Origin of the sequence: Phycicoccus sp. Root101 (assembly GCF_001426245.1) — a bacterium.
In the GTDB taxonomy this organism is placed as follows: Bacteria; Actinomycetota; Actinomycetes; order Actinomycetales; family Dermatophilaceae; genus Pedococcus.
Map to the genome: position 1 here is coordinate 309,117 of NZ_LMCM01000005.1, position 23,760 is coordinate 332,876.

The 23,760-nt window shown below is 72.7% G+C and carries 18 protein-coding genes; 12 read left to right on the forward strand and 6 right to left on the reverse strand.

Features of this window, described 5'->3' with window-relative positions; translation table 11 throughout:
• Positions 1 to 27 precede the first annotated feature (27 nt).
• Positions 28 to 1,260, forward strand: a complete 1,233-nt coding sequence (gene eboE, locus ASC58_RS06230) for a metabolite traffic protein EboE (protein ID WP_056918695.1) — start codon at positions 28 to 30, stop codon at positions 1,258 to 1,260.
• 57 nt (positions 1,261 to 1,317) lie between these two features.
• Here the strand turns inward: eboE and ASC58_RS06235 are convergent, their stop codons facing one another.
• Complete coding sequence (locus ASC58_RS06235; RefSeq protein ID WP_082553010.1) at positions 1,318 to 2,655, reverse strand: LCP family protein; 1,338 nt, start codon at positions 2,653 to 2,655, stop codon at positions 1,318 to 1,320.
• Between the two features lie 232 nt (positions 2,656 to 2,887).
• On the opposite strand from ASC58_RS06235, the gene ASC58_RS06240 reads away from it, so the two are divergent.
• Together ASC58_RS06240 and ASC58_RS06245 are read left to right on the forward strand one after the other, a co-directional pair.
• Positions 2,888 to 4,429: an LCP family protein gene (locus ASC58_RS06240; RefSeq protein ID WP_082553011.1), complete on the forward strand. Its 1,542-nt coding sequence runs from the start codon at positions 2,888 to 2,890 to the stop codon at positions 4,427 to 4,429.
• A complete protein-coding gene (locus ASC58_RS06245; RefSeq protein WP_162246824.1) occupies positions 4,426 to 5,523 on the forward strand; it encodes a glycosyltransferase family 2 protein in 1,098 nt (365 codons plus the stop codon). The genes ASC58_RS06240 and ASC58_RS06245 overlap by 4 nt, the downstream gene beginning before the upstream one ends.
• A 16-nt stretch (positions 5,524 to 5,539) precedes the next feature.
• Here the strand turns inward: ASC58_RS06245 and ASC58_RS06250 are convergent, their stop codons facing one another.
• The gene (locus ASC58_RS06250; protein WP_056918696.1) at positions 5,540 to 7,564 is read right to left on the reverse strand and encodes a DUF6541 family protein; all 2,025 of its coding nucleotides are present in this window, start codon (positions 7,562 to 7,564) and stop codon (positions 5,540 to 5,542) included.
• 271 nt (positions 7,565 to 7,835) lie between these two features.
• On the opposite strand from ASC58_RS06250, the gene ASC58_RS06255 reads away from it, so the two are divergent.
• Genes ASC58_RS06255 through ASC58_RS06265 form a run of 3 tightly spaced genes read left to right on the forward strand, consistent with a single transcriptional unit; the run spans position 7,836 to position 12,803 of the window.
• Positions 7,836 to 9,359 (forward strand): CDP-glycerol glycerophosphotransferase, encoded by a 1,524-nt coding sequence (locus ASC58_RS06255; RefSeq protein ID WP_157598383.1) that lies wholly within the window; start codon positions 7,836 to 7,838, stop codon positions 9,357 to 9,359.
• Positions 9,360 to 9,369: 10 nt separating this feature from the next.
• Positions 9,370 to 10,869: a bifunctional cytidylyltransferase/SDR family oxidoreductase gene (locus ASC58_RS06260; RefSeq protein WP_082553012.1), complete on the forward strand. Its 1,500-nt coding sequence runs from the start codon at positions 9,370 to 9,372 to the stop codon at positions 10,867 to 10,869.
• Between the two features lie 32 nt (positions 10,870 to 10,901).
• Positions 10,902 to 12,803, forward strand: a complete 1,902-nt coding sequence (locus tag ASC58_RS06265) for a glycosyltransferase family 2 protein (RefSeq protein WP_056918698.1) — start codon at positions 10,902 to 10,904, stop codon at positions 12,801 to 12,803.
• On the opposite strand, the gene ASC58_RS06270 is transcribed toward ASC58_RS06265, so the two are convergent.
• Positions 12,793 to 14,562 carry a CDP-glycerol glycerophosphotransferase family protein gene (locus tag ASC58_RS06270; RefSeq protein ID WP_056918699.1) on the reverse strand — a complete coding sequence of 590 codons (1,770 nt, stop codon included), beginning with the start codon at positions 14,560 to 14,562 and terminating at the stop codon, positions 12,793 to 12,795. The genes ASC58_RS06265 and ASC58_RS06270 overlap by 11 nt on opposite strands.
• Positions 14,559 to 16,439, reverse strand: coding sequence for a CDP-glycerol glycerophosphotransferase family protein (locus ASC58_RS06275; protein ID WP_056918700.1), 1,881 nt, complete (start codon positions 16,437 to 16,439; stop codon positions 14,559 to 14,561). Before ASC58_RS06275 ends, ASC58_RS06270 begins: the two co-directional genes overlap by 4 nt.
• A gap of 152 nt (positions 16,440 to 16,591) precedes the next feature.
• Between ASC58_RS06275 and ASC58_RS06280 the strand changes: the two genes are divergently transcribed.
• The 6 genes from ASC58_RS06280 to ASC58_RS06305 are packed head-to-tail and all read left to right on the forward strand — an operon-like array spanning position 16,592 to position 22,495.
• On the forward strand, positions 16,592 to 17,401 hold the full coding sequence (locus tag ASC58_RS06280; protein ID WP_056916837.1) for an ABC transporter permease: 810 nt from the start codon (positions 16,592 to 16,594) through the stop codon (positions 17,399 to 17,401).
• The gene (locus tag ASC58_RS06285; RefSeq protein ID WP_056916838.1) at positions 17,401 to 18,192 is read left to right on the forward strand and encodes an ABC transporter ATP-binding protein; all 792 of its coding nucleotides are present in this window, start codon (positions 17,401 to 17,403) and stop codon (positions 18,190 to 18,192) included. The genes ASC58_RS06280 and ASC58_RS06285 overlap by 1 nt, the downstream gene beginning before the upstream one ends.
• Positions 18,189 to 20,237: a DUF5941 domain-containing protein gene (locus ASC58_RS06290; protein WP_056918701.1), complete on the forward strand. Its 2,049-nt coding sequence runs from the start codon at positions 18,189 to 18,191 to the stop codon at positions 20,235 to 20,237. Before ASC58_RS06285 ends, ASC58_RS06290 begins: the two co-directional genes overlap by 4 nt.
• Positions 20,234 to 21,049 carry a CDP-alcohol phosphatidyltransferase family protein gene (locus ASC58_RS06295; RefSeq protein ID WP_056918702.1) on the forward strand — a complete coding sequence of 272 codons (816 nt, stop codon included), beginning with the start codon at positions 20,234 to 20,236 and terminating at the stop codon, positions 21,047 to 21,049. The genes ASC58_RS06290 and ASC58_RS06295 overlap by 4 nt, the downstream gene beginning before the upstream one ends.
• Positions 21,050 to 21,051: 2 nt before the next feature.
• On the forward strand, positions 21,052 to 22,032 hold the full coding sequence (locus ASC58_RS06300) for a glycosyltransferase (protein WP_056918703.1): 981 nt from the start codon (positions 21,052 to 21,054) through the stop codon (positions 22,030 to 22,032).
• A 58-nt stretch (positions 22,033 to 22,090) separates the two neighbouring features.
• Positions 22,091 to 22,495 (forward strand): adenylyltransferase/cytidyltransferase family protein, encoded by a 405-nt coding sequence (locus ASC58_RS06305; protein WP_056917470.1) that lies wholly within the window; start codon positions 22,091 to 22,093, stop codon positions 22,493 to 22,495.
• Between the two features lie 63 nt (positions 22,496 to 22,558).
• On the opposite strand, the gene ASC58_RS06310 is transcribed toward ASC58_RS06305, so the two are convergent.
• Both ASC58_RS06310 and ASC58_RS06315 read right to left on the reverse strand, forming a co-directional pair.
• The gene (locus ASC58_RS06310; RefSeq protein ID WP_056916842.1) at positions 22,559 to 22,963 is read right to left on the reverse strand and encodes a DUF2304 domain-containing protein; all 405 of its coding nucleotides are present in this window, start codon (positions 22,961 to 22,963) and stop codon (positions 22,559 to 22,561) included.
• Positions 22,960 to 23,628 carry a glycosyltransferase family 2 protein gene (locus ASC58_RS06315; protein ID WP_056916843.1) on the reverse strand — a complete coding sequence of 223 codons (669 nt, stop codon included), beginning with the start codon at positions 23,626 to 23,628 and terminating at the stop codon, positions 22,960 to 22,962. Before ASC58_RS06315 ends, ASC58_RS06310 begins: the two co-directional genes overlap by 4 nt.
• Between the last annotated feature and the right edge of the window lie 132 nt (positions 23,629 to 23,760).

A 23,760-nucleotide genomic window follows, 5' to 3' on the forward strand; every position in this document is an offset into this window, starting at 1 on the left:
GTCCACCAGCAGAAGCTCGGAGACCCCATGCCCAGTCCCACCCGGACCCACCACCTCGCCTACTCGACGCTGGTCCACCCCGGCGACACCTGGGAGGAGATGCGCGAGAGCCTCGAGACCTATGCGCCGCAGGTGAAGGCGCGAGTCTCCCCGGACGAGCCGTATGCCGTGTCCCTGCGGATCTCGGGTGCCTCCGCCCGGACCCTGACGAGCGATCCCGTGGAACGGAAGCGGCTGCGTGACTGGCTCGACGAGCACGACATGTACGTCTACACCGTCAACGCGTTCCCCCACGGTCCGTTCAAGGGCCGCAGCGTCATGGAGGACGTCTACGAGCCCGACTGGAGCACGCAGGAGCGGGTCGACTACACCTGCCAGGTGGCCGACATCCTGGCCGAGATCACCCCCGAGTCGGTGTCGCCCTCGATCCAGACGGCCCCGCTGGCGTTCCGCCCCAAGGTGACCTCCGAGGCCGATGTCGTGCTCCTGACCGAGAACCTCCTTCGGGTCGTGGCCCACCTTGTCGACCTCGAGCAGCGCACCGGCCGGCGGGTGAAGCTCGCCCTCGAGCCGGAGCCCTACTGCTACCTCGAGACCACGGCAGAAACGATCACGTACTTCCAGGAGCGGATCTGGTCACGCGCTGGTCTGGTCACGTTCGCGAGGCTGAGCGGACTCCCCGTCAGCGAGGCGATCGGCGCGCTGCGTCGCCACCTCGGTGTCGTGTTCGACATCTGCCACCAGTCGGTGGAGTTCGAGGACATCGCGGTGTCGCTGGACTCGCTGGTCGACGCCGGGGTGCCGATCTTCAAGCTCCAGGCGGCTGCCGCGCTGTGGGTCCCGACGGTGGACGCGGAGACGGTCGAGGCGCTGGAGGCGTTCACCGACACGATCTACCTCAGCCAGACGACGGAGTCCCGCGGGGGAGAGCTGACGCGGATGCTCAACCTCTCCGACGCGATCGCGGCGTGGCGCAAGGACCCGGGCGGTGACCGGGAGTGGCGCACGCACTTCCACGTGCCGGTGTTCCTGGACGACCTGGGTCCGTTCCGGACGACCCGCCCCGGCATCGAGGCAGCGTTGCGGGTGCACGCCGAGCTCGACCTCTCGGACCACCTCGAGATCGAGACCTACACGTGGGACGTGCTCCCCGGGCACCTCAAGACCGGCGACATCGTCGAGTACGTCTCGCGCGAGCTCGAGTGGATGCGCGACACCTCGGCCGCACTGGCGACGGCCGACCGGACGGAGTCGCGGTAGGGCGTCACCGTGAACGGTCGGCGCCGCACGCGCTGAGCCGGCCGCGCGCCATACCGGTCAGCCGCCGGAGGGCTTGCCGTCGGTGCCCTCGGGCGGGGACTCGAGCGGGGTGTCGTTGCGCAGCAGCGTGAACAGCGCCTTGGCCCGCGGGGTGTCCCACTTGACCGAGCTGCCGGCGCTGGTCTGGTAGTTCAGGCTCTGCAGCGGGACCACGAGGCTCAGGCCCTGGTCGTTGGAGACCGCGCGCATCGCCAGCAGCACGCGGCTCGCGTCGCGCATCGAGGTGTCCTGACCGACGATGAGGCCCCGGGCCGCGGCGTGGGAGAACCCCCAGTAGCGGGTCGGCACGAGGACCGTCGACGGTGTGAGCGCCTTCTTCATGATCGCCGCGAGGAACTGGCGCTGGCGCTCGGCCCGGCCGATGTCGCCGCGCGGGTCGGAGTAGCGGGCGCGGACGTAGCCGAGGGCGTTGCGGCCGTCGAGCAGCTGGCAGCCCTTCTTGAGGTTGATGCCGGCCTTCTTGTCGTTCATGGCGAACTTCACGCAGATGTTCACCCCGCCGACGCTGTCGACGACGGAGGCGAACCCGGCGAACCCGATCTCGACGTACCCGTCGATGTGCAGGTCGGTGACCTGCTCGACGGTCTGGACGAGCAGGTTCGGGCCGCCGAACGCGAAGGCCGCGTTGATCTTGTTGCTGTTGTGGCCCGGGATCGGCACGAAGCTGTCGCGCGGCAGGGAGATGAGCGCGGGCTTGCCGCCCCCGGCCGGGACGTGGACGAGGATGATCGAGTCGGTGCGGCGGCCCACGGCGTTGCCGGTGGCCAGCTCCTTCTTCTGGGCCTTGGTCAGGCCCTCGCGGCTGTCGGACCCGACGAGGAGGTAGTTGTACCCCTTGCTCTGGGCCGGGCGGGTGCCGGCGGGGGTGGTGTCGACCTTGCTGACGGAGTTCCACGCGTGCAGCGGGGTGAAGGCCATGAACGCCAGCCAGGCCACGACGACCAGGCCCACGAGCAGGGCGACCGGCCGTCGGCGGCGCCGGCGGGGCTCGCGGGGTCCGCGCGGCTCCTGCGGCGCGCGGGGACCGGCCGGGGGAGCGGACGGCGGGGGAGCGGCGGACTGGCGCGGTGTCCGGGGGGCCCGGTCGGCAGGGGCCGTGGCGGCTGCGCCGAACTGGGCGCGCGCACCGGTGTCCCGAGCCTGGTTCCGCGCCTGGTTGCGAGCCTGGTTGCGGGCCTGGCCGCCGCCCGAGCCGGGGCCACGGCCCTGCTTGCGGCCGCGCACGTCGACGACGTACACGTCGTCGGGGTCGTCCTCCCACCCGGCCGTGGGGTCGGCGTCGCCGCGCTGCGGGATCGGGCGGGCGTCGTCCGGCCCGGTGTGGCGTCCACTCATCCCGCCAGTGTCCGCTGCGGGGAGCGGGCGTGGCAAAACGGCGCGGCGGCACGGGCGGGATTTCGTCCGACTTCGACCCGAGATGGTGCGCCCGGCCCAGCCGGTCGCGCGACGCACCGAAACCCTGACCGGGACCTGACCAGGCCCTGACCGATCCCAGACCTCGCCACGACACTCGCACGATCACACGCGTCACAGGAATCACGCTGGCCCCACTTCATACTGGTCCACCATGAGCCGCAGCCCAGCCCCGTCCCCCGTGGACGACGAGGCCGGCGTGTACGTCTCTGGCCGTGCGCACCGCACCCTCGCCGACGCCGACGTGCTGAACGCAGGCATGCGCCGCCGTCGCGCGTTCACCCTCGTGCTGCTCACCCTCGTCGTGCCGGGCAGCGCCCAGCTCGTCGCGGGGAACCGCCGCCTGGGCCGGTTCGCCGTGCGCGTGTGGCTGGCCCTCATCGGCCTCGTGGCCGTCCTGGGAGTCGTGTTCCTCGCCAGCCACTCGTTCGTCATCGGCCTGCTGGGCCGGTCCTGGGTGCTCGGCGCGCTGGAGTGGCTGATCCTGGGGTTCGCCGGCCTGTGGGCCCTGCTCTTCGTCGACGCGTGGCGGCTCGGCCGCCCCAGCAGCCTGGTCATCCGGGCCCGCCGGATGCTCACCGCGGTCACGGCCGTGATGCTCGTCGTCACCTCCGGAGGCCTCGTGTATGCCGCGAGCAGCGTGGGTGCCGGGAAGGACGCCCTGGGGGCCCTGTTCGGCGACGGCGAGGCCGTCGGTGCCGTGGACGGTCGCTACAACGTGCTCCTGCTCGGCGCCGACACGGGCAAGGACCGCGTCGGCACCCGCCCGGACAGCATCCAGCTCGTCAGCATCGACGCGCAGACCGGCGCCCCCGTCACGTTCGGCTTCGCCCGCGACACCGAGAACATCGACTTCCGCCCCGGTTCGACGATGGCCCGGCTGATGCCGGACGGCTGGAACTGCGGCGACAAGTGCCTGCTCAACGGCCTCTACACCTGGGCCCAGGACCACGCCTCGCAGTTCCCGGCGGGCACCGCGAACCCCGGCGTGCTCGCCACCCGCGAGGCCGTCGAGGCCCTCAGTGGCCTGACGATCCAGTACTACGTCATGGTCGACCTCAAGGGCTTCCGCAAGATGGTCGACGCAGTCGGCGGCCTCGACGTCACGGTGAAGTACCGCACGCCCATCGGCGGCGGCACCTCGCCGATCATGGGATGGATCGAGCCCGGCCGCCAGCACCTCGACGGGTACCACGCCCTCTGGTACGCCCGCTCGCGCCAGGGCTCGACCAACTACGAGCGGATGGCCCGCCAGCGCTGCGTCCTCACCGCCATGTCCGCCCAGCTCGACCCCGAGACGGTCCTGCTGCGCTTCCAGAAGATCGCCTCGGCCAGCTCCGGCCTCATCCAGACCGACCTCCCGCAGGCCGAGCTCGGCCGGTTCGCCGACCTGGCGATGAAGGCGCGTTCGCAGAAGATCCGCGGCGTGAACTTCGTCCCGCCCCTGATCAAGCCGTGGGACTACGACCCGGGCGTCATCACCCGCACCGTCGCCTCGACCATCAAGGCGTCGGAGAAGGGCGCGGGGAAGCCCGCGAAGGCGAAGAAGCCGGCGGCCACCGCGAAGGCCACGGCCGCGACCCCGGCGCCCAGCAGGCCCGTCGCCCAGCCGGGGACCGCGGTGCAGGACCCGGCCAAGGCGGCCGGCAACGCGGCGGAGAGCGATCTCTCCTCCGTATGCTCTGCAACCTCATGACCAGCACGCCCCCTGCCTCCGAGTCCCCTTACTCCGAGTCCCCGGCCTCCGAGTCCCCGGCCCCCGGGCCCGGTGACCCCCTCGAGCGCGACGACGCCCTCGAACCCGACGTCCCGGGCGCCCTGCCCCGTCCTGCCCGGGTGGGGGTGGTCATGCCGATCCTCAACGAGGAGCGCCACCTCGGCGAGGCCGTCGACTCCGTGCTCGGCCAGGACTACGACGGACCCGTGCACCTGGTCCTCGCCCTCGGGCCCAGCCAGGACCGGACGGATGCCATCGCGCGGGAGATCGCCGCGCGCGAACCCCGCGTGCGCACCGTAACCAACCCGTCGGGCCGCACCCCGGAGGCGCTCAACGCGGCCATCGCCGCGCTCGACGACGTGGACGTCGTCGTCCGGGTCGACGGCCACGGGGTGCTCGACCGCGACTACGTCCGCACGGCCGTCGAGCTGCTCGAGGAGACCGGCGCGGCGAACGTCGGCGGACTCATGGACGCCGAGGGCGTCACGTCGTTCGAGCGGGCGGTCGCCGCGGCGATGACCTCGCGGCTCGGGGTCGGCTCGGCACGCTTCCACACGGGAGGCGAGTCCGGCCCGGCCGACACGGTCTACCTGGGGGTGTTCCGGCGGGAGTGGCTGGACCGCACCGGTGGCTACGACCCGCGCTTCGTCCGAGCGCAGGACTGGGAGCTCAACCACCGCCTGCGCGAGGCCGGTGGGCTCATCTGGTTCTCACCACGGCTGCGGGTCGCGTACCGGCCGCGCCCCACCCTCGGCGCCCTGTCGCGGCAGTACCGCGACTACGGCCGGTGGCGCCGGGTCGTGGCCCGCACCCACGCCGGCACCATCAACGCCCGCTACCTCGCCCCGCCCACTGCCCTGCTCGGGGTGGTCGTCGGACTCGTCGGCGGCTTCCTGTGGTGGCCCCTGTGGCTGGTGCCCGCGGCATACCTGGTGGCGACGACGGTCGGGGGCCTCACCGTGGGTGACCGCAGGCTGGAGCCGGCGGACCGCCTGTGGCTCCCGCTGGTGCTGCCCACCATGCACCTGAGCTGGGGCTGGGGGTTCCTGACCAGCCGGGTCCGGATCGACTGACGCCCTCGGCAAGGGGTCAGCGGCAGGCGTCGATCCGGTAGAGGGTGTAGTCGCCGGCTCGGCCGACGACGGAGAAGCCGGCCGCGTCTGCGACCCCGTCGATCCCGGCGTAGCGCCGCTCCTGCCCACGGCTGTCGGTCATCGACGAACCGCCGGTGAGGACGTACCCCACCCGGTGGCGCGCGGCGGCCTGGCAGACGGCCGGGTCCTCGGCGGCACGGTCGAGGTCGGCGCCGAGCAGTTCGAGGTCCCCGCCCTCGGACCAGACCTTCTCCGTGGGGAACAGCACGCGCCGGTCGCTGGTGAGGTAGAGGTAGCTGCCGCCCTGCCACGGGTTCGCGGCGACGACGGCTCCGGCGGGCACCTTGGCGCCGAGGGTGCGCAGCGCCTCGAGGTCGGCCTCGCTGGCCCACGACTCGTCGGCCGGCGCGGAGAAGTACCCCGTGAGCGAGTGGCGGCTTGCGCCGACGTCGGCCCCGGCGGTCGCAGCGACGAAGGCGACCGCGACGAGCGCCGTCGCGGCCAGGGCCGACGTGGCCCGCCGCGACGACCCGGCGGACGCCTCGGGCGACGCGCCTCCACCGAACCGGGTGCCCATCCGGGTGCCCAGCCAGCCGGCGGCCGCGGTCAGGGCAGCCGTGGCGAGCAGGGCGGCCGGCAGGACCATGAGGGCCCCGAGTCGAGGGCTGTTGTTGTACCAGGGCCAGGTGAGGAGGCGGGTGGCACCGTCGTCGACCAGGGCGATCGCGAGGTAGAGCGCCGTCACGCCGAGGTGGGCGAGCACGACCCAGAGGTGCTGCCGTCGGACGACCAGGACGACCAGCCCCACGAGCACGACGAGCCCCGCGACCCACAGCGGTGAGAGCGCGCGCGGTGAGAGGAACAGGACGTCGACGACACCCTTGGCGTTGCTCATCTCCCTGCCCGGGGGGTTCGAGGAGCGCATGCCGACGGAGACGACGGTGGCGGCGACCCAGGCGGCCGACAGGCCGAGCAGGACGACGAGCGCCGCCCCGACCGAGAGGGCGCTCGCCCCGCGTCGCGTGGACCGGAGCAGCCAGGCACGGTGCAGCAGGGCGGCCACGACGACGAGGGCGCCGATGAGGACGAACGAGATCAGGGCGTTCGGGTGGGCGATGGCCAGTCCCGGCAGGCCGGCGAGGCCGAGAAGCAGCGAGCGAGAACGGACCGGGCCGTCGACCGCGGCGAGCAGCAGGGTGAGCGCCGCGGGCAGGAGGGCCTGGCCGAAGAGGTTGGGCCACAGCACGCCGTACCCCATGAGCCAGAAGGGGAAGGCGGCGAAGGCGACCGACGCCAGGGCGGCGCACACGGTCGTCGCCCACCCGGAGCCGAAGAGGCGACGGGCGAGCACGAGCAGGCCGATCGGCCACACGACCCCGGCCAGGGCGAGCGCGACGCAGGAGGCTGCGACGACGGGGGTGGCACCGGTGAGCTGGGCGACGGTCGCGGCGACCCCGTGGAAGGCGGCGGGGTAGAAGCCGGTGCCGCTGGGGGAGGCGTACCCGCCGGCGTGCAGGGCCGAGATGTCGTGGCCGGCCAGCATCCACTGGATCGTGCCGAGGTGGAAGATCGTGTCGGGGCTCTGCGGGAACGCGGTGGGACGGGCGGTCTCGGGGACCACGACGAGGACGGCGACGACCAGGGCGACGGCGACCCCGACGAGCAGCGACCACGGCGACCCGTCCGACGCCGCGGAGCGGCCGTCGTCGGGACCGTCGGTCGTCCCGGTTCCGTCGGGCTCGGGGCGGGACCGCAGCAGCAGGCCGACCACGGCGCAGCCGGCCAGCAGGACCAGCACGCTGACCGCCAGGGTGGCGACGCCCCAGTCCACGCCGACGATCCCGGCGACGATGCCGCCCCCGGCGACGGCCGTCGTCGTGAGCAGGGGACCGGTTCCCAGCGCCGTGGCCCAGCGGAGCCCGGCCAGGCGGGCGCCCACCGCTCCGGGGAGCACGAGCAGGAGCGCGGCGACGGCCACGACCGGCGCGGCCTCGAGCCACGTGGTGGAACCGAGGGCCATCAGCGCCGCGCCATCGTCACGGGGGGCCCCGGTACGGCACCGTGGACGGGCCGACGCGTCGCTGGGGTCATGGGCGACAGCATACGAGCGGCGCGACGCAGTGCCGGGCACCCGACCCCGGCGCCGCGGGATCCGGGGCCGGCCGGGTCGCTGGCGATATGCTGCGCGGGCCCTGCCGCCGCACCGAAGAGGACCGCATGCCCACCACCGCGCGAGGCCTGCCGTGCTGGCGGTGCCCGCTGTGAGGTCGTGGTCCGACACCCTCCGTGCGGTGCTGCGCCAGTCCGCCGCCGACGGCCCGGCCACCCCGGGGTGGCTCACCGTGCCCCGGCTGCTGGCCCTCACGGCCCTCACCGCGGCCTGGGTCGCGCAGCGCCCCGACGACGCCCTCGTCTGGCTGGTGGGCGGCGTGCTGCTGGTGGCCACCGCCGTCGAGCCGGTCCTGCGCCGGCTGCTCCCCGTCCCCGCCGCCGTCCAGCTCCCCGGCTGGACGCCGCCCACCGTCGCCGTGGCGCGGTTCGTCGTCCCGGCGGCCCTCGTCGCCCTCCTGCTCGTCCTCGTCGCGGCGGCCGGGGCGCTGACGCCGTGGGTCTTCGGCGTGGCCGCCGTCGTCCAGGGGGTGCCCCTCCTGCTCGCCACGGCCCAGGCGCTGCGCGCGTATGCCGCGCGGCCGGCCGCCGCAGCCGCCCTCGGTCGCGCGGTGGCACAGGTGGCGCCGGAGTTCGTCCTCTACACCGCCCGCCGTGGTGGCGCCTACCAGCTGCAGATGTGGCTGCCCCACCTCGAGGCGCTCGGCCGACCGTTCCTCGTGGTGACGCGCGACCCGGCGGCCCTCGCACCGCTCGCGGAGGTGACGACGGCTCCCGTGGTCGCGTGCCCCACGTGGCGAGACCTCGACCGGGTGGTCGTCCCGAGCCTGCGCGCGGCGTTCTACGTCAACAGCGTCGCGGCCAACGCCGACTTCGTGACCTACCGGCAGCTGACCCACGTCTACCTCGGCCACGGCGAGTCGGACAAGGCGCTCTCGCACCACCCCGCGCACGCCATGTACGACCTCGTCTTCGTCGCGGGGCAGGCCGCGGTCGAACGGTACGCGCGGCACGGAGTGCAGGTGCCCGCCGACAAGTTCGTCGTCGTCGGCAACCCGCAGTCTGCCGCGGTGGAGCCCGTCGACACCGTCGCGGGCTCCTCGGACGGTCGCCCCGCCGGTGCCGTGCTCTACGCGCCCACGTGGCAGGGCTACAACGACGACTCGTCCTACTCCTCGCTGAGCCACGGGGTGCAGGTGGTGCGCGCCCTGCTCGAGCTGCCGGGTCCCGTCGTGTTCCGCCCGCACCCGTTCTCGCGCACCCGCGCCACCGAACGCGGCCACGTCGCCGCGGTGGAGGAGCTGCTCGCCGCGGACGCCCGGGCCACGGGACGTGCCCACGTGTACGGCGTGGACGAGCCGTTCGCGGGCAGCGCCAACCGCGTGGTCGCGATGGTGGGCGACCTGTCCAGCGTCGTGACCGAGTTCCTGGCCTCGGGCAAGCCCCTGGCGCTGGTCACCGACGGTGAGCCGGACTTCGCCACGCGCAACCCGGTCGCACGGGCGGCATACCTCGTCGCACCGGACCTGGCGGAGCTGCCGGCAGTGCTGGCCCGCATGCTCGGCGACGACCCGTTGCGCGAGGAGCGGGTGGCGGTGCGCCGCCACTACGTCGGGGCCGAGGGGGACCAGGCGTTCGCCCGGGCGGTCCTCTCGCTGCTCGACGCACCGCGCGGGGCTGACAGCCGCTCGCGCCACAGCCGGTAGGGTCTGGCGCGTGACAGCGTTGCGCACGGTTGCCGTGGTCCTTGCCGGTGGAGTCGGGAGCCGGGTGGGACTCAGCATCCCCAAGCAGCTCATCAAGATCGCCGGACGGCCGATCATCGAGCACACGATCGAGGTGCTCAACAGCAGCCCGCTCGTGGACGAGATCATCGTCATGATGACCCCCGGGTACCTCGACCCGGTGCGCGCCATCGTCGCCAACGGCGACTACACCAAGGTCACCCAGATCCTCGAGGGCGCCGACACCCGCAACGGCACCACCGGTCGCGCGCTGCAGGCGCTCGGCGCCGAGGAGTGCAACGTCCTCTTCCACGACGCCGTGCGACCTCTGCTCAGCGAGCGCATCGTCCGCGACTGCGTGGCCGCGCTCGAGACGTACGAGGCCGTCGACACCGCTATCCCGTCCGCCGACACGATCATCTCGGTCACCGACCAGAGCGAGATCAGCGACGTCCTCAAGCGGTCCGAGCTGCGCCGTGGCCAGACGCCCCAGGGCTTCCGCAAGTCCGTCATCTCGCGCGCGTACGAGCTCGCGTCCCAGGACCCGAACTTCACCGCCACCGACGACTGCACCGTCGTCCTGCGCTACCTGCCCGACGTGCCGATCGCGGTCGTCGCGGGCGACGAGCGCAACATGAAGGTCACCGAGCCCATCGACGTCTACCTCGCCGACAAGCTCTTCCAGCTCACCAGCCACGACCTCCCGCAGGACCACACCGACGACGAGTTCGGCGAGGTGCTGCGCGGCAAGACCGTCGTGGTCTTCGGCGGCAGCTACGGCATCGGCGCCGACATCGTCTCGCTCGCGGAGCGGTTCGGTGCCACCGTGCGCGCGTTCAGCCGGTCCGGCACCCGCACCCACGTCGAGCGCCGCGCCGACATCGTCGCCGCGCGCCAGCAGGTGCTCGCGGAGACCGGCCGCGTCGACTTCGTCGTCAACACCGCCGGGGTGCTGCCCCGCGGGACGCTCGAGGAGACGACCGAGGAGACCATCTACGCGGCGACCGAGGTCAACTACATCGCGCCGATCCTCATCGCCCAGGAGTTCTACCCCTACCTGCGCGAGTCCGGTGGAGCCCTGCTGCTGTTCACGTCGAGCTCGTACACCCGTGGCCGTTCGGGCTACAGCCTCTACTCCTCGGCCAAGGCCGCCACGGTCAACCTCACGCAGGCGCTGTCCGACGAGTGGGCCGTCTCCGGGGTGCGCGTCAACTGCGTCAACCCCGAGCGCACCGGAACCCCCATGCGCACCAAGGCCTTCGGCCAGGAACCGGCTGACAGCCTGCTCGAGTCCGAGACCGTCGCCCGGGCCGCCCTGCGGGTGCTGGTGTCCGAGCTGACCGGTCACGTCATCGACATCCGGCGCGCCGACCCGTTCACCTCGCACGAGCTCACGGCCGCGCTCGCCGACGACATGCACCAGACCGAACCGCACGACGAGATGCCCGAGGACGCGGAGGCCGCCGCCAGCGGTTCCGCGCCGGGGCAGTAGCCGGCGACGCGTCGGAGCGAGAGGAGTACACGGTGTCCGTCAAGGTGAGCGTCGTGGTCCCGGTCTACAACCCGGGCCCGTACATCGACCCCTGCATCGAGTCCCTCCTGGGCCAGACCATGGCGGCGGAGGACCTCGAGCTGATCTTCGTCGACGACGGGTCGACCGACGACTCGCTCGCCAAGCTCCAGGCCGTGGCGGCCCAGCACCCGCAGGTCACCGTCATCCCGATCCCCAACTCCGGCTGGCCGGGCAAGCCCCGCAACACCGGGGCCGACCAGGCCAAGGGCGACTACGTCATGTTCGTCGACCAGGACGACACGATGGAGCCCGAGGCGCTCGAGCGGATGCACACCCTGGCCGCTGCCAACGGCGCCGACGTCGTGCTCGGCAAGGTCATCAGCGACTTCCGCGGCGTCAACCACGAGGTCTACCGCACGCACCGGCCGTCGTGCACCGTCTTCGACGCCCCGCTCATGGAGAGCCTCACGCCGCACAAGATGTTCCGCGCGGACTTCCTGCGGGAGAAGGGGATCCGCTACCCGGAGGGGCCGCGCCGCCTCGAGGACCAGCTCTACATGGCGAAGGCCTACTTCGCCGCCTCCGCCGCGACGATCGTCGGCGACTACGTCTGCTACCGCTACCTGCGCCGTCCCGACGGGGGCAACGCCGGGTCCAAGCGGTTCGACCCGGCCGTCTACTACGGCAACCTCCGCGAGGTGCTCGACGTCGTCGACGCGCACACCCAGCCGGGCGAGGAGCGTGACCACTTCTACCGCCGCTTCCTGCGGGTCGAGCTGCTCGGGCGCCTCGGCGGGGGCAAGGTGCTCAAGCACCCGGAGGAGTACTTCGACGCCCTGCTGCGCGAGGTCCGCGCGCTCCTCGAGGAGCGGTTCCCCGCCTCCGTCGACGCCGGTATGGGTGCGGCCATGCGGGTGCGGGCCGGCATCGTCCGCGCCGGTGACCGCGAGCAGATCATGGACCTGGCCCGCGAGTACAACGCGGTCAAGGCCGCTGCGGTCCTCACCGGGATGCGCTGGGCCGGCTCGTCCTTCGAGCTCGACGTCGAGGTGCGGCTGACCCACCGTGGCAAGCCGCTGGTGCTCGAGGCCCGTGACGGCCGGCTGTTCCTGCCCCGCGCCGTCGTCGGCACCGCGTGCACCGACGACGAGCGGCGCGTCGACGACCAGCTCGACGCGGCGTACGGCGACGTCGTGCTGCGCCACCGGGAGCTGCGCGACGAGTGGTACCTGCCGCAGCCGCTCGAGGTGACGCTGGAGCAGTCCGGCGCCGGGCAGGAGGTGGTCTGGCGGGGCACCGCGACCGTCGACCCGGCCAGGGCAGCCGCTGGCCGGGCGCTGCGCGAGGGCAAGCAGGACTTCTACCTGCGGCTCGGTGTCTTCGGCTGGGCCCGCCAGCAGCGACTGGGCGCCGACCGGCGCGACGGCATCGTCGTCCCCGACCTCTTCGCGGAGCCGGGCGGACGCCTCGTCGAGCGGTTCGACACCGACCCGCACGGCAACCTCAGCCTCAACGTGGACATCCCCAAGGACCGCGCCCGGGTCCTCATCGCGCGCACCTCGGTGCGCTCCGCATCGCGGACGCGGGTGGAGCTGGCGCCGAACGTGCACCTCGCGCAGGACGGTGGCAAGGGCACGCTGGGCCTGCGCCGGGCGGACGGCCACCGCACGTCGTGGCCGGTGGTGACCGGCGGCCAGACCTGGGTGGCCTCCGCCCCCGAGGGCGAGTCGTTGCGTCCTGGCACCTACGAGCTGACGCTGTCGGCGCCCGGGCCCTGGGGGGCCGTGCGGCTGCTCGAGGTCGTCGTCGTGTCACCCTTCGGCGTCTCGTCCCGTCGGGCCACGGCCGGGCCGACCACGACGGAGCGGCTGACCGGTCTCGCCGCGCGGGTGCGCCGTTCCCTCAAGGGCTGACGACGGGGCGCCCCCACGTGCTGACGGCCTCGTCGAAGGCGCGGTCGAACCGGGCGACCGGGTCCTCCGACTGGTCGCCGAGCAGGTAGGCCCGCGTGCGGGTCCGGTCCTCGCTCAGCGAGTCCGACTCGCGGGCGTCCTGCACGAACCCGGCGATGTCGCTGCCGTCACCCATGAGCACGTACGCGCCTGCGGCCGAAGGGAACTCGAGGCGGAACTGTTCGGCGCTGGTGGTCCCGAAGTGCGTGACGACATACGGCTTGCCGGAGGCCAGGAAGTCCGTGATGACGCTGGAGATGTCGCTCACGAGCAGGTCGGCGCGGTTGAAGGCGCTGTACAGCCCCTCGGAACCGGTGACGACCTCGTGCGGATGGCCGGCCGCGGCGACCAGGTCCTTGAGCGAGTCCACCTCGTCCCCGAACGCCGGGTCGTCGGTCCCGGTGCCCGGGTGTGGCTTGAACAGCACCCTGACGCCCGGCACGGCCAGCAGCGTCTCGAGCAGGACCCGCCCCTGGCTGAGGATGGAGGAGTACTCCCACTCGGCGAAGAAGCCCTCACGCGTGGGGGCGTAGAGAACGGTGTAGTCCCACTCGCTCTGCCCGTCGTCGCCGTGGTGGTCCTCGGCGAGCGGGGCGGCGACCCGGTGGATCTCGGCCAGCTGGGGTCGGCCGATCTCGCGCACCTGCTCGTCGCGGACGCCGACGTCGGCGATGCGGTAGCGGTCGCGAGCGGCGGGGCCGCTGACCCACGCCTCGTCGAAGATGCGGGTGAGGACCGTGGCGCTGCCGCCCTTGTCGCTGTCACCGTGCCCGACGAACACGTCGACGATGCCGGGCAGGCGCAGGAGGTGGTTGTTCGTCGCGACGTTGGACGGGTAGAGCGCGATGCGGACCGAGGGCGGCACGACCCGCTCGATGTCGCCGGGTCGGCTCACCATGACGACCGGCAGGGTGTCGGTGGACACCAGGGGCTCGTTCCACGGCTCACGCACCAGCACGACGACCCTGCGGTCGACCAGCTCCAGGGTCGGCATCCACACGTTGGCGATGTAGCCGATGGCCTCGGGCCGGCTGTAGTAGAAGAGCGCCTCGGGGGAGAGGTCGCGCAGGGCGTCGGCGAGCAGGTCGACCGTCTTCTCGTGGGGGGTGTCGTTCCGCGCCCGCAGGGCGTCGACCAGGGCCAGCACGACGAACAGCACGCACACCACTCCTGCGACCGCCGAGGCGATCGCGATGGCGGCGCGGGGCCCGTCCGCGAGGGGGACCACCACGCCCACGACCATGGCGAGGGTGGCCGCCGAGATCCACCGCTGTCCCTCGCCCAGGAGCGCAGGTGCCAGGGGAGGGTTGCGGACCACACCGGGGACCTCGAGGTTGCGCCACGAGACCGGCGAGAGCCGGTGGGCCACCGCGTCGGTGACGAGGACCTGCAGGGCCAGGCGCGAGAGCCACACCAGGGCGAGGGTGACGGCGACGAGGACCACGGTGCCGTGGTCGTCACCGAACGCCGCGACGGCCAGGCCCCCCAGCAGCAGGCCGCGCACTCCGGTCCGGACGGTCAGGCCGGCCCCGAAACCCTCGAGCGCGCGGGCGACGGCCGCTCGCTGGCGCACCACGGCCTCGCCGAGGAGACCGACGAGCGTGCCGAGGACGAACACCACCGCCGCGAGCAGCGGGTGGGAACCGGCGAGGGGCAGGGCGGCGGCGAGCAGGGCGAACCCGGCACCGAGCACCCCGATGACGGGCAGGTAGGTCTTCACGCGTCCTCCTGGACGGCCTGGGTCCGAACGGCCTCGGTCTCCACGGCCTGGGACTCCACGGCCTGGGACTCCACGGCCTCGGCCTCGATCGCCTGGACCTGGGCTGCCTCGACCGCCCGGTCGAGGGCCCGGTCGCTGCGGCCGATGGCCCGGGTGACCTCGTCGGTGAACCGGGCGATGGGGTCGGCGACGGGTTCGCCGAGGAAGTACGTCGCGAGCTCGAGCCGGCGGGGTCGCAGGGTGTCGGGTCCGGCGGCGTCCTCGATCGCCGCGAGGAGGCCGGAGACGTCTCGACCGATGACCCCGCCCCCGGCGGTGCTGGGGAACTCCGCGTGGAACCGGGCCAGCGGGACGTCCTCGGGGTTGGTCACGAGGTAGGGCTTGCGGGAGGCGAGGAAGTCGGCGACGACGCTGGAGATGTCGGCGACGAGGACGTCGGCCTCGTTGAACGCACGGTAGAGCGCGTCCGGTTCGGTGCCGACGACCTGGTGGGGGCCGGAGGACAGGCGGCGCTCGATCGCGGCCCGCGCGGTGGCGGCCTTCTCCAGCCGGGTGCCGGTGGCGGGGTGCGCCTTGAACAGCACGCGGATGTCGCGGTCGGACGCGAGCAGCGCGTCGACGATCCGCTCGCCCATGGGCGCCACCGAGGAGTAGTTGACCCCTTCGAAGTTTCCCTCCCAGGTCGGGGCGTACAGCACCGTCAGGGGAGAGGCCTGCTGCGCGCCGTCGGGGACGGCCTCGATGTGCGCGAGCTGCGGGCGGCCGACGGTGACGAGCTGGTCGGGCCGCACGCCCTCGCCGCGCTGCAGGTAGCGGTCGCGGGCGGCCTCGCCGGCCACCCAGATCTCGTCGAACACCCGGTGCAGCGGGCTGTAGGTCACCGACTTGTCGCCGTCACCGTGGTTGATGAAGACGTGGCGCAGGCCGCGCAGCCGGATCATGTGGTTGTTCTTGATGACCGTCGTCGGGTAGAGCGCCACCCGCATCGACGGCAGCTGGAAGGCCTCGATGTCCTGCGCGCGGGGCAGCACCAGCACCGGGGTGCTCGTGGGCAGCAGGTCCTCGAGGTGGCGGCTCTCGCGGATGAAGATCACCGTGGGCTGCTCGATGCGGTCGATCGTCTCGAGCCAGACGTTGAGCTGGTAGGTGGTGTCGGGGCCGCCGCTGAAGTACACGACGACCTCGGGGGCGAGCTCCTGCAGGGCTGCGAGGACCCTGGCCTTCTCGTGGGCGGGGGTGGCCAGCCGGCCGACCAGGCGACGCCGGGCGAGCCCGCGCTGGATGACGAACACCGCGCCGGCCACGACGAGGAGCAGGGCCACCCACACCGGCCACGTCGCGTCGAGGGTCCACGACAGCCACAGCCCGACGACGAGCGGCACGTCCACGTGGAGGGCGAACCGCGCACCCGAGACGGTCCAGAGGCGAGGGAGCGTGGTGGGCAGGATCTGCGGGCCGCTGTCGGCCCCGTCGACGTCCAGGCCGCGCCACCAGACCCGGCCGCGCCGCATACGCCTGTTGCGGGCCCCCACCACCCGGTATGCCGCGTGGCCGGCGTGGACGACGACCACCGCGGTGAGCGCCGCGGTCACCGCGAGCGGGGAGGGGTGGGTGATCAGGGCCCAGCCCAGGAAGGCGACGGCCTCGCGGAAGAGGTGCCGGTGCGGCGGGGCCATCTCGCGCTCGTTGAACCAGATGACGGCCCGCGGGTCGACCCGGTAGAACGAGGCGTCCGTGACGTAGTTGACGACCAGGGCCGCCCCCAGGAGCCAACCCTGCTCGGCCAGCGCCGCCAGCAGCATCACCGCCGAGCTGAGCACCCACAGGAGGCTGACCAGGACCTCGCTCCTGCGCAGGGCCGATGCCAGTCGAGTCATGGTGTCCGTTCGTCGGTCGCGGGGGTCGTCCCGGCTCTCCACCGGGCTGCGCCGAGGATACCGGGGTGGCGTACCCTCGGTCGTCGGGCCGACGCGAGATGATGCCCACCGGCAGGCGAGGCGGGCAGGCACCCCACGACAGGCAAGGACCCATGAAGCTGATCACGCGAACCCAGGCGATCCTGGCCCGGCGCAGCGTGCTGTGGACGCTCGTGATCCGCGACCTGCGGGTCCGCTACTCCCGCAGCGTCCTCGGGTACCTCTGGACGATCCTCGACCCGCTCCTGATGTCGTCGGTCTACTTCGTCGTCTTCGTCTTCATCCTCAAGCGCAACAACCTCGGGCACGAGCCGTACTTCATGTTCCTCGTCATCGGCCTGCTGTCCTGGCAGTGGTTCTCGGGCTGCCTGACCGACACGTCGCGCGCGCTGATCCAGGAGTCCAAGCTCGTGCGCTCCACCAACCTCCCGCGCGAGATGTGGGTGCTGCGGGTGGTGCTGTCCAAGGGGATCGAGTACCTGCTGTCGCTGCCGGTCCTGGTGTTCTTCAGCATCGTCTACCTCGTCAAGGGCCAGCTGCACGTCAACTGGTGGGTGCTGCTGTTCCCGCTCGCGATCGTCCTGCAGGCCGTCGCCCTGACCGGCATCGGCCTGATCCTCGCGCCGGTGACCGCCCTGGTGACCGACACCCAGCGGGTCGTGCGCATCGCCACCCGGGTGATGTTCTACGCGACCCCGGTGGTCTACGCCGGACACCTCGTGCCCGCGCCCTACGACAAGGTCACCTGGCTCAACCCCCTCGCCGGGATCCTCGAGATCATGCGGGCCGGGCTGTTCCGGCACGACCGGTTCCCCATCCTCTGGGGGGCGATCGGGACGTCGGTCGTGGTGTCGTTCGCCCTGCTGGTCGCGGGGTTCGCCGTCTTCTCGCGCCTCGAGCGCGCCGTGCTGAAGGAGATCTGATGGCTGCCCACGACGCCCAGCCCCTCAGCTCCGGGTCCGCCGGCTCCGAGCCCGTCATCTCCGTGCGCGACCTCGGGATCGAGTTCTACCGCTCCCGGCGTCGGCGCATGCAGCTTCGCGAGATGCTTTTCCACGGTCGCAGCGGTGCCACGAAGCAGACGTTCTGGGCGCTGCGGAACATCAGCTTCGACATCCACGCCGGTGACGCCGTCGGCCTCGTCGGCGGCAACGGCGGTGGCAAGAGCACGCTGTTGAAGATGATCGCCGGCGTGCTGTTGCCCGACGAGGGCTCGGTGGAGGTGCGTGGCGGGGTCGCGCCGCTCATCGAGCTGACCGGTGGCTTCCTCGGCGAGCTGTCGGCCCGCGACAACATCCACCTCACGGCGGGTCTGCACGGGCTGGGCAAGGCCGAGATCGAGGAGCGCTTCGACGACATCGTCGACTTCGCCGGTCCCGAGGTGCGTGCCGGCCTCGACACCCCCTACCGCCACTTCTCCTCGGGCATGAAGGTCCGGCTCGGGTTCGCGGTGGTCACCACGCTCGACGAGCCGATCATCCTCGTGGACGAGGTGCTGGCCGTCGGCGACCGGGCGTTCCGCGAGAAGTGCTACCAGCGGATGGAGTCCCTGCTGGGTGACGGCAAGACGTTGTTCCTCGTGTCGCACTCCGAGCGCGACCTGCGCCGGTTCTCCACCCGCGGGATCTACCTCAAGCGCGGTCAGCTGGCGATGGACGGTCCCATGGAGGACGTCCTCGACCGCTACAACCACGACCTGGACGCCGGGGCGTGACCTCCGGCACCGAGCGCGTTCAGCCCGCCGAGCCCACCGTCGGCAACGCGACGGCCCGGGCGGTCCACGGCCTGAGCGCCGGTGCGAACGTGGTCGTCCTCGGCGGCGACGGTGGGTCGGCCATCACGCAGACCCTCGCCCTGCTCGGCATCTCGAACCCCCCGGTGGTCCTCGGCGGCCCCTTGTCGGCCCAGCTCACCGGCCTGGCCGACGCGCTCGCCCGCACCGGTGACGCACCGGCCGTCGTCGCGGCCCACGACCTCGCCATCTCCCCGGTGGCCCTCCTCGACCTGCTGGACCGCCCCGGGGTCCGCACCGCCGCCCTCGTGGCCGACCCGTACGCACTCGCGGAGGGTGCGGGCCTCGCGACCCCGGCCCGCATCGGGAACGACGGGAAGCTCGTCGAGTCCGTGGGCACGTCGGCGCACGAGGTGACCGCGCCCAACCGCGCGCTCCCCGGTGTCCTGCGGGTCAGCGGCCCCGACCGCGCCGATGCCGCTCGGCTCCTTCGCGCCGCAGCCTCGTCGGCCGACGGGTGGGGGTCCGACGCGGTGGCCGTCGCCACCCTCGTCCTCGTCCGGGGCGGGCTCACCGTGCAGGCCGGCCCGCTCGGGCCGTTCGACTGGTCGCGCCCGGGGGTGCGCGCCGTCGGGGCGGCGGGGGAGCCGTGGCGGCAACGCCTCCGCGGCGCCTCCCGCGGTGGTGACGGCTTCTTCTCCACGTATGCCGTGCGCCCCCTCTCGAGGCGGCTCACCGGGGTGGGCCTGGCCCACGGGTGGACCCCGAACGTCGTCACGGTCGTCTCGCTCGCCTTCGGCCTGGTCGCCGCGCTGCTCGTGGCGACCGGAGCCTGGTGGGCCTGGGTCGTCGCCGCGGTGCTGCTCCTCGTGGCGCTCGTCGTCGACTGCGTGGACGGCGAGATCGCGCGCTTCACCCGCCGGTTCAGCCCGCTCGGGGCCTTCCTCGACGCAGTCGGCGACCGCGTCAAGGAGTACGCCGTCCTGGCCGCCGTCGCAGCGGTCGCGGTCCGCCAGGGCTCGGACGGCTGGCCGGTGGCGCTCGCGGCGATGGCCGTGGTGACGCTGCGCCACCTCGAGGACTACGCGTACGAGCACCGGCTGAGGGGTTCGCGACGCAGCCGGCCCGACCTGCTGCCGGTCGACGTGCCCCGCGACCTCGGTCCGCAGGGGGCGCGCACGACCTTCGCTCCACCCCCGAGCACCCGGACGCAGGTGGTGCACTGGACCAAGAAGGTGGTCCACATGCCCATCGCGGAGCGCTACCTCCTGATCTCCCTGACCCTGCTGACGCACCGGCCGATGCTCGTCCTGTGGGTCCTGACCGTCGCCGTCGCGGTGGCCGTGGCGTGGACCCAGGGCGGTCGGGTGGCCGCGGTCCTCGCGGGCCGCGACCGGACCTGGGCCTCCGTGGAGCAGGCGACCGGACGCGGTGACCTCGACGAGCAGCTGGACCTCGGACCGCTGGCGGTGGCCGTCTCGCGCGCACTGCGGGCGCCGTTCCTCGTCGGCCTGCTGGGGGCGGTCGTGCTCGTCGTCGCCGTGCCGTGGGTCGTCTGGTCGGGGCACGTAGGCGTCGGCCTCTTCGTCGCCGTGGCCGGGTTCGTGGCGGTCGCCGCGGCCTGGCAGCCGCCGGTGCACCACCGCCTCGCCTGGCAGGCCCCGGCCGCCCTGTGGGTGGCGGAGGCCCTCACCGTCGGCGTCCTCGTCCACCACACCCTCGACTCCTGGTCGGCCGCCGCGTTCGCGTATGTCGCCGCCATCGCCTACCACCGCTACGACGTCGTCTACCGGCTCCGCGACACCGGCACACCACCCGCCTCGTGGGTGGCGGTGGCAGGCCTGGGCACCGACGGACGTCTCGTCGTCATGCTCCTCGTGGCCCTGCTCGCCCCCGGGGCGGTCGTCCCCCTCCTGTGGGTGTCGGCGGTCGCGCTCGCCGCCGTCTACCTCACCGAGTCCTTCCTCGGCTGGCGTCGGTGGATCGCCGCCCAGCCCGACCCCCTGCGAACAGGATCGCCGGCATGAGCCAGCTCGCCCACGACCCCTCCGACGACCGGCCCACGATCACCCAGCTCAAGGCCGTGGCGCAGCCCCCGGAGCACATCGCCCGCTACAACGCCGAGCACTGGGCCGGGGCCCTGTACATCCGGCACCTGTCCATCTACGCGACCCGGGTGCTGCTGCCGACCCGGATCTCCCCGAACGGCGTCACCTGGCTGATGATCGCCGTGGGCGTGCTCGGGGCTCTTGCCCTGCCGCTGCCGGGAGTCGTCGGCCCACTGGTGTGCGTCGTGGCGATGCAGCTGCAGATCCTTCTCGACTGCAGCGACGGCGAGGTGGCCCGGTGGCGCCAGCGGTTCTCGCCGGCCGGGATCTACCTCGACCGGATCGGCCACTACCTGACGGAGGCCGCGATCCCGGCCTTCCTCGGCCTGCGCGCCGACGGTTGGTCGCTCGCCCACCCGCTCGACGTCGGCGGCTGGACCGTCCTCGGGCTCCTCGTGTCGGTCGTCGTGCTGGTCAACAAGGCCTTCACCGACCTCGTGCACGTGGCGCGCGCCAAGACCGGTCGCCCCATGCTGGAGGACGTCGCGGCCACCACGCGGTCCAAGGTGTCCGGCCTCGCCGCCGTCCGCAGGGCGATGGGCTACCTGCCGATCTTCCGGGCCTTCGTCGCCGTCGAGGCCTCGCTCCTCGCGCTGGTCGCCGGGGTCGTCGACATCGCCCACGGCGACCTCCTCGGCACCCAGGTGCTCGTCGTCGTCATGGTGCCGCTGGCCTTGGTGACCGCGGGTGGCCACCTGCTCGGGGTCCTCACGAGCTCGAGGCTGGACTGACCGTGACGACCCGCGGACCGGTGCGGGTGCTGCAGTGGGCCCAGGAGCACGGTGAGGTCGGTGGCGTGCACGCCAGCCACCGGCAGCTCACGGCGACGCTGCGCTCCGAGGGGTCCGTCGTCCGCTACGTCGACACCGGCTCGCCCCGCCGCGCGCTGCGAGCGCTGCCATCGGTCTGGGCCCGCCGGTCCCTCCACCTGTTCCACATCACCAGGCTGTGGCGGGCCATGGTCCTCGCGCCGGTGTTCGCGGTGCTACCGGGTACGACCGTCCTCGTCCTGCACTCCGGCTCCACCCTGGGCCAGGTGCGCAGGCTCGGACCGGCAGGCGCTGCGGTGCTGCGCGTCGCCCTGCACGCCTACGACCAGATCTGGGCCGTCAACGACGAGATCCGCGAGGTCCTGCCCGCTGGGCTCCGCGGGCGGGTCCGCGTGGTCACGCCCTACGTCCCCTCTCCTCACGCTGTCCCAGCCGTCGCGCCCGCGCGTGACCCACACGCCGTCGTGGTCGCCACGAACGCCGGGCTCGAGCACTACCACGCCGACCTCGCCGTCGAGGCGGTCCGCCGGGTGCGCTCGGGCTCGTGGCCCGATGCCACCCTCCGCGTGCTCGCCTACGGGCACGACGGCGACCGGCTGGCCGAGCTGCGTCAGCTGGTCGCACGGGAGCCGTGGGTCACGCTCACCTTCGACGCCCCGGCACCCGAGGTGGCGCACGTGCTCGCCTCCAGCGGCGTCTTCCTGCGCCCCACCGCCTGGGACGGCGACTCGGTGATCGTCCGGGAGGCGCTCGCGGCCGGTGCCCGCGTGGTCGCCAGCGACACCTGCCCCCGCCCCCTCGGGGTCGAGCTCTCCCCCCTGGACGCGGCCTCGCTCGCGCAGTCCCTGGTCGAGGGGGGACCGGCCAGCACGGGTGAGGGCCTGTCCACGACCACCATGCTGGACGCCGCCCACGATGCCGCCGCCGCCGTGGCCGGACGGTAGCCTCGGCGCAGCGCACCACCACGACGGCCACGCCGCGACGCCATACGAGGAGCTTTTGTTGAGCAACCGCACCGTCATCACGTTCGGCACCTTCGACGTGCTGCACGTCGGGCACATCCGCGTCCTCAAGCGGGCGGCCGAGTTCGGTGACCGGCTCGTCGTCGGGGTGTCGGCGGACGCGCTCAACATGGCCAAGAAGGGCCGCAACCCGGTGTTCGACCAGGACGAGCGGGTCGAGATCATCAGCAGCCTGAAGGTGGTCGACGAGGTGTTCGTCGAGGAGTCGCTGGAGAAGAAGCGCGACTACATCCTCGAGCACGGGGCGTCGGTGCTGGTCATGGGCGACGACTGGGCCGGCAAGTTCGACTGGGTCAGCGACGTGTGCGAGGTCGTCTACCTGCCCCGCACGCCGTCGGTGTCGACGACCGGGCTGATCGAGCACATCGCCAAGATCGCGCCCTGAGACGGCGGCGGTCCTGCGCGGTCCGCCGCTGGGACCGTGGTGGGCCGCGAGTCGGGCCGCGAGTCAGGCCGTTGGGGCCCCGTCGGTCGGGGAGTCCGGCGCGCCGGTCGTGCGAACCTGCTCCTGCGGGAAGTCGCGCTCCGCCTCGTCCAGGGCGAGCCGTCGGGCCAGTCGCGTGTAGCGCGTCTCGAGGTCGCGGAAGCGCAGGTAGGTCGTCACGGTGAAGCTGAGGAACGCCACCACGAGCGCGTAGAGCACCATGTCGGTGCCACGGCCGACGCCGACGACGTGGGCGATGCGGTTCCAGACGTTCGGGATGAGGATCGACACGACGGCGAACGCGGCGAAGAGCAGGAGGCCGAGCCGGCGGATCGCCTGGGCGCGGGCGCCGTTGCTGCGGAACAGCCGGGCGACGAACGCCAGCACGGCGACCATCAGCACGACCTGGATCAGCACGAGGTTGGTCATCGGAGGATCAGCTCCACGAGGATGTTGACGGCGTTCCAGATCGACTGGCCCTTGGCCTTGGAGTAGTCGGTGTAGAGGATGTGCACCGGGCTCTCGCCGTAGCGGACGTCCAGGTCACCGATCTGCGCGACGAGCTCGGAGGCGTGCGCCATCCGGTTCTGCGTGATGTCGATCCGCTCGACCACGCCCCGGGACAGGAGCCGGAGGCCGTTGTGGGCGTCGGTGAGGCGGGTCTTGGTGGTGAGGTTGGTGTAGCCCACCGCTGCCCGCAGGACGATCTTCTTGAGCACGGACGCCTGGGTGCGGTCGTCGAGGAAGCGGGAGCCGAACACGACCTCGAGCGACTCGGCCCGGGCCTTCTCGAGCATGGCCACGACGTCCGAGACCTGGTGCTGGCCGTCGGCGTCGAAGGTGACGACCCACCGCATACCGGGGTCGCCCAGGGCGTAGGTGAAGCCGGTCTGGAGGGCCGCGCCCTGCCCGAGGTTGATGGGGTGGCGCACCACGACGGCACCGGCCGCCTCGGCGACCGCCGCGCTGGCGTCGGACGAACCGTCGTCGACGCAGACGACATGGGGGAAGACCGCCCTGGCGGTGGCCACCACGTCGCCGATGACCTGGGCCTCGTTGTAGAGCGGGATGACCAGCCAGACGTCGTCGTTCATCGTCGGCCAGCCTAGTGGGCCGCCCGGGCGGTGCTGGTCAGGCGCGGGCGGGTGGGAGGAGAATTGCCGTGGAGGCCGGCGCTGCGGGGTGCGTAACGAAACGGCCACGTGGTTCCCCTCAGACCGGGACGA

Coding starts and splice junctions, on each gene's coding strand:
- ASC58_RS06250 (WP_056918696.1), bottom strand. CDS start 7,564: ATGGCCCTCGGTTCCACCACGTGGCTCGAGGCCGCGCCGGTCGTGGCC.
- ASC58_RS06315 (WP_056916843.1), bottom strand. CDS start 23,628: ATGAACGACGACGTCTGGCTGGTCATCCCGCTCTACAACGAGGCCCAG.
- ASC58_RS06285 (WP_056916838.1), top strand. CDS start 17,401: ATGGCTGCCCACGACGCCCAGCCCCTCAGCTCCGGGTCCGCCGGCTCC.
- ASC58_RS06240 (WP_082553011.1), top strand. CDS start 2,888: ATGAGCCGCAGCCCAGCCCCGTCCCCCGTGGACGACGAGGCCGGCGTG.
- eboE (WP_056918695.1), top strand. CDS start 28: ATGCCCAGTCCCACCCGGACCCACCACCTCGCCTACTCGACGCTGGTC.
- ASC58_RS06280 (WP_056916837.1), top strand. CDS start 16,592: ATGAAGCTGATCACGCGAACCCAGGCGATCCTGGCCCGGCGCAGCGTG.
- ASC58_RS06245 (WP_162246824.1), top strand. CDS start 4,426: ATGACCAGCACGCCCCCTGCCTCCGAGTCCCCTTACTCCGAGTCCCCG.
- ASC58_RS06275 (WP_056918700.1), bottom strand. CDS start 16,439: ATGACTCGACTGGCATCGGCCCTGCGCAGGAGCGAGGTCCTGGTCAGC.
- ASC58_RS06235 (WP_082553010.1), bottom strand. CDS start 2,655: ATGAGTGGACGCCACACCGGGCCGGACGACGCCCGCCCGATCCCGCAG.
- ASC58_RS06295 (WP_056918702.1), top strand. CDS start 20,234: ATGAGCCAGCTCGCCCACGACCCCTCCGACGACCGGCCCACGATCACC.
- ASC58_RS06310 (WP_056916842.1), bottom strand. CDS start 22,963: ATGACCAACCTCGTGCTGATCCAGGTCGTGCTGATGGTCGCCGTGCTG.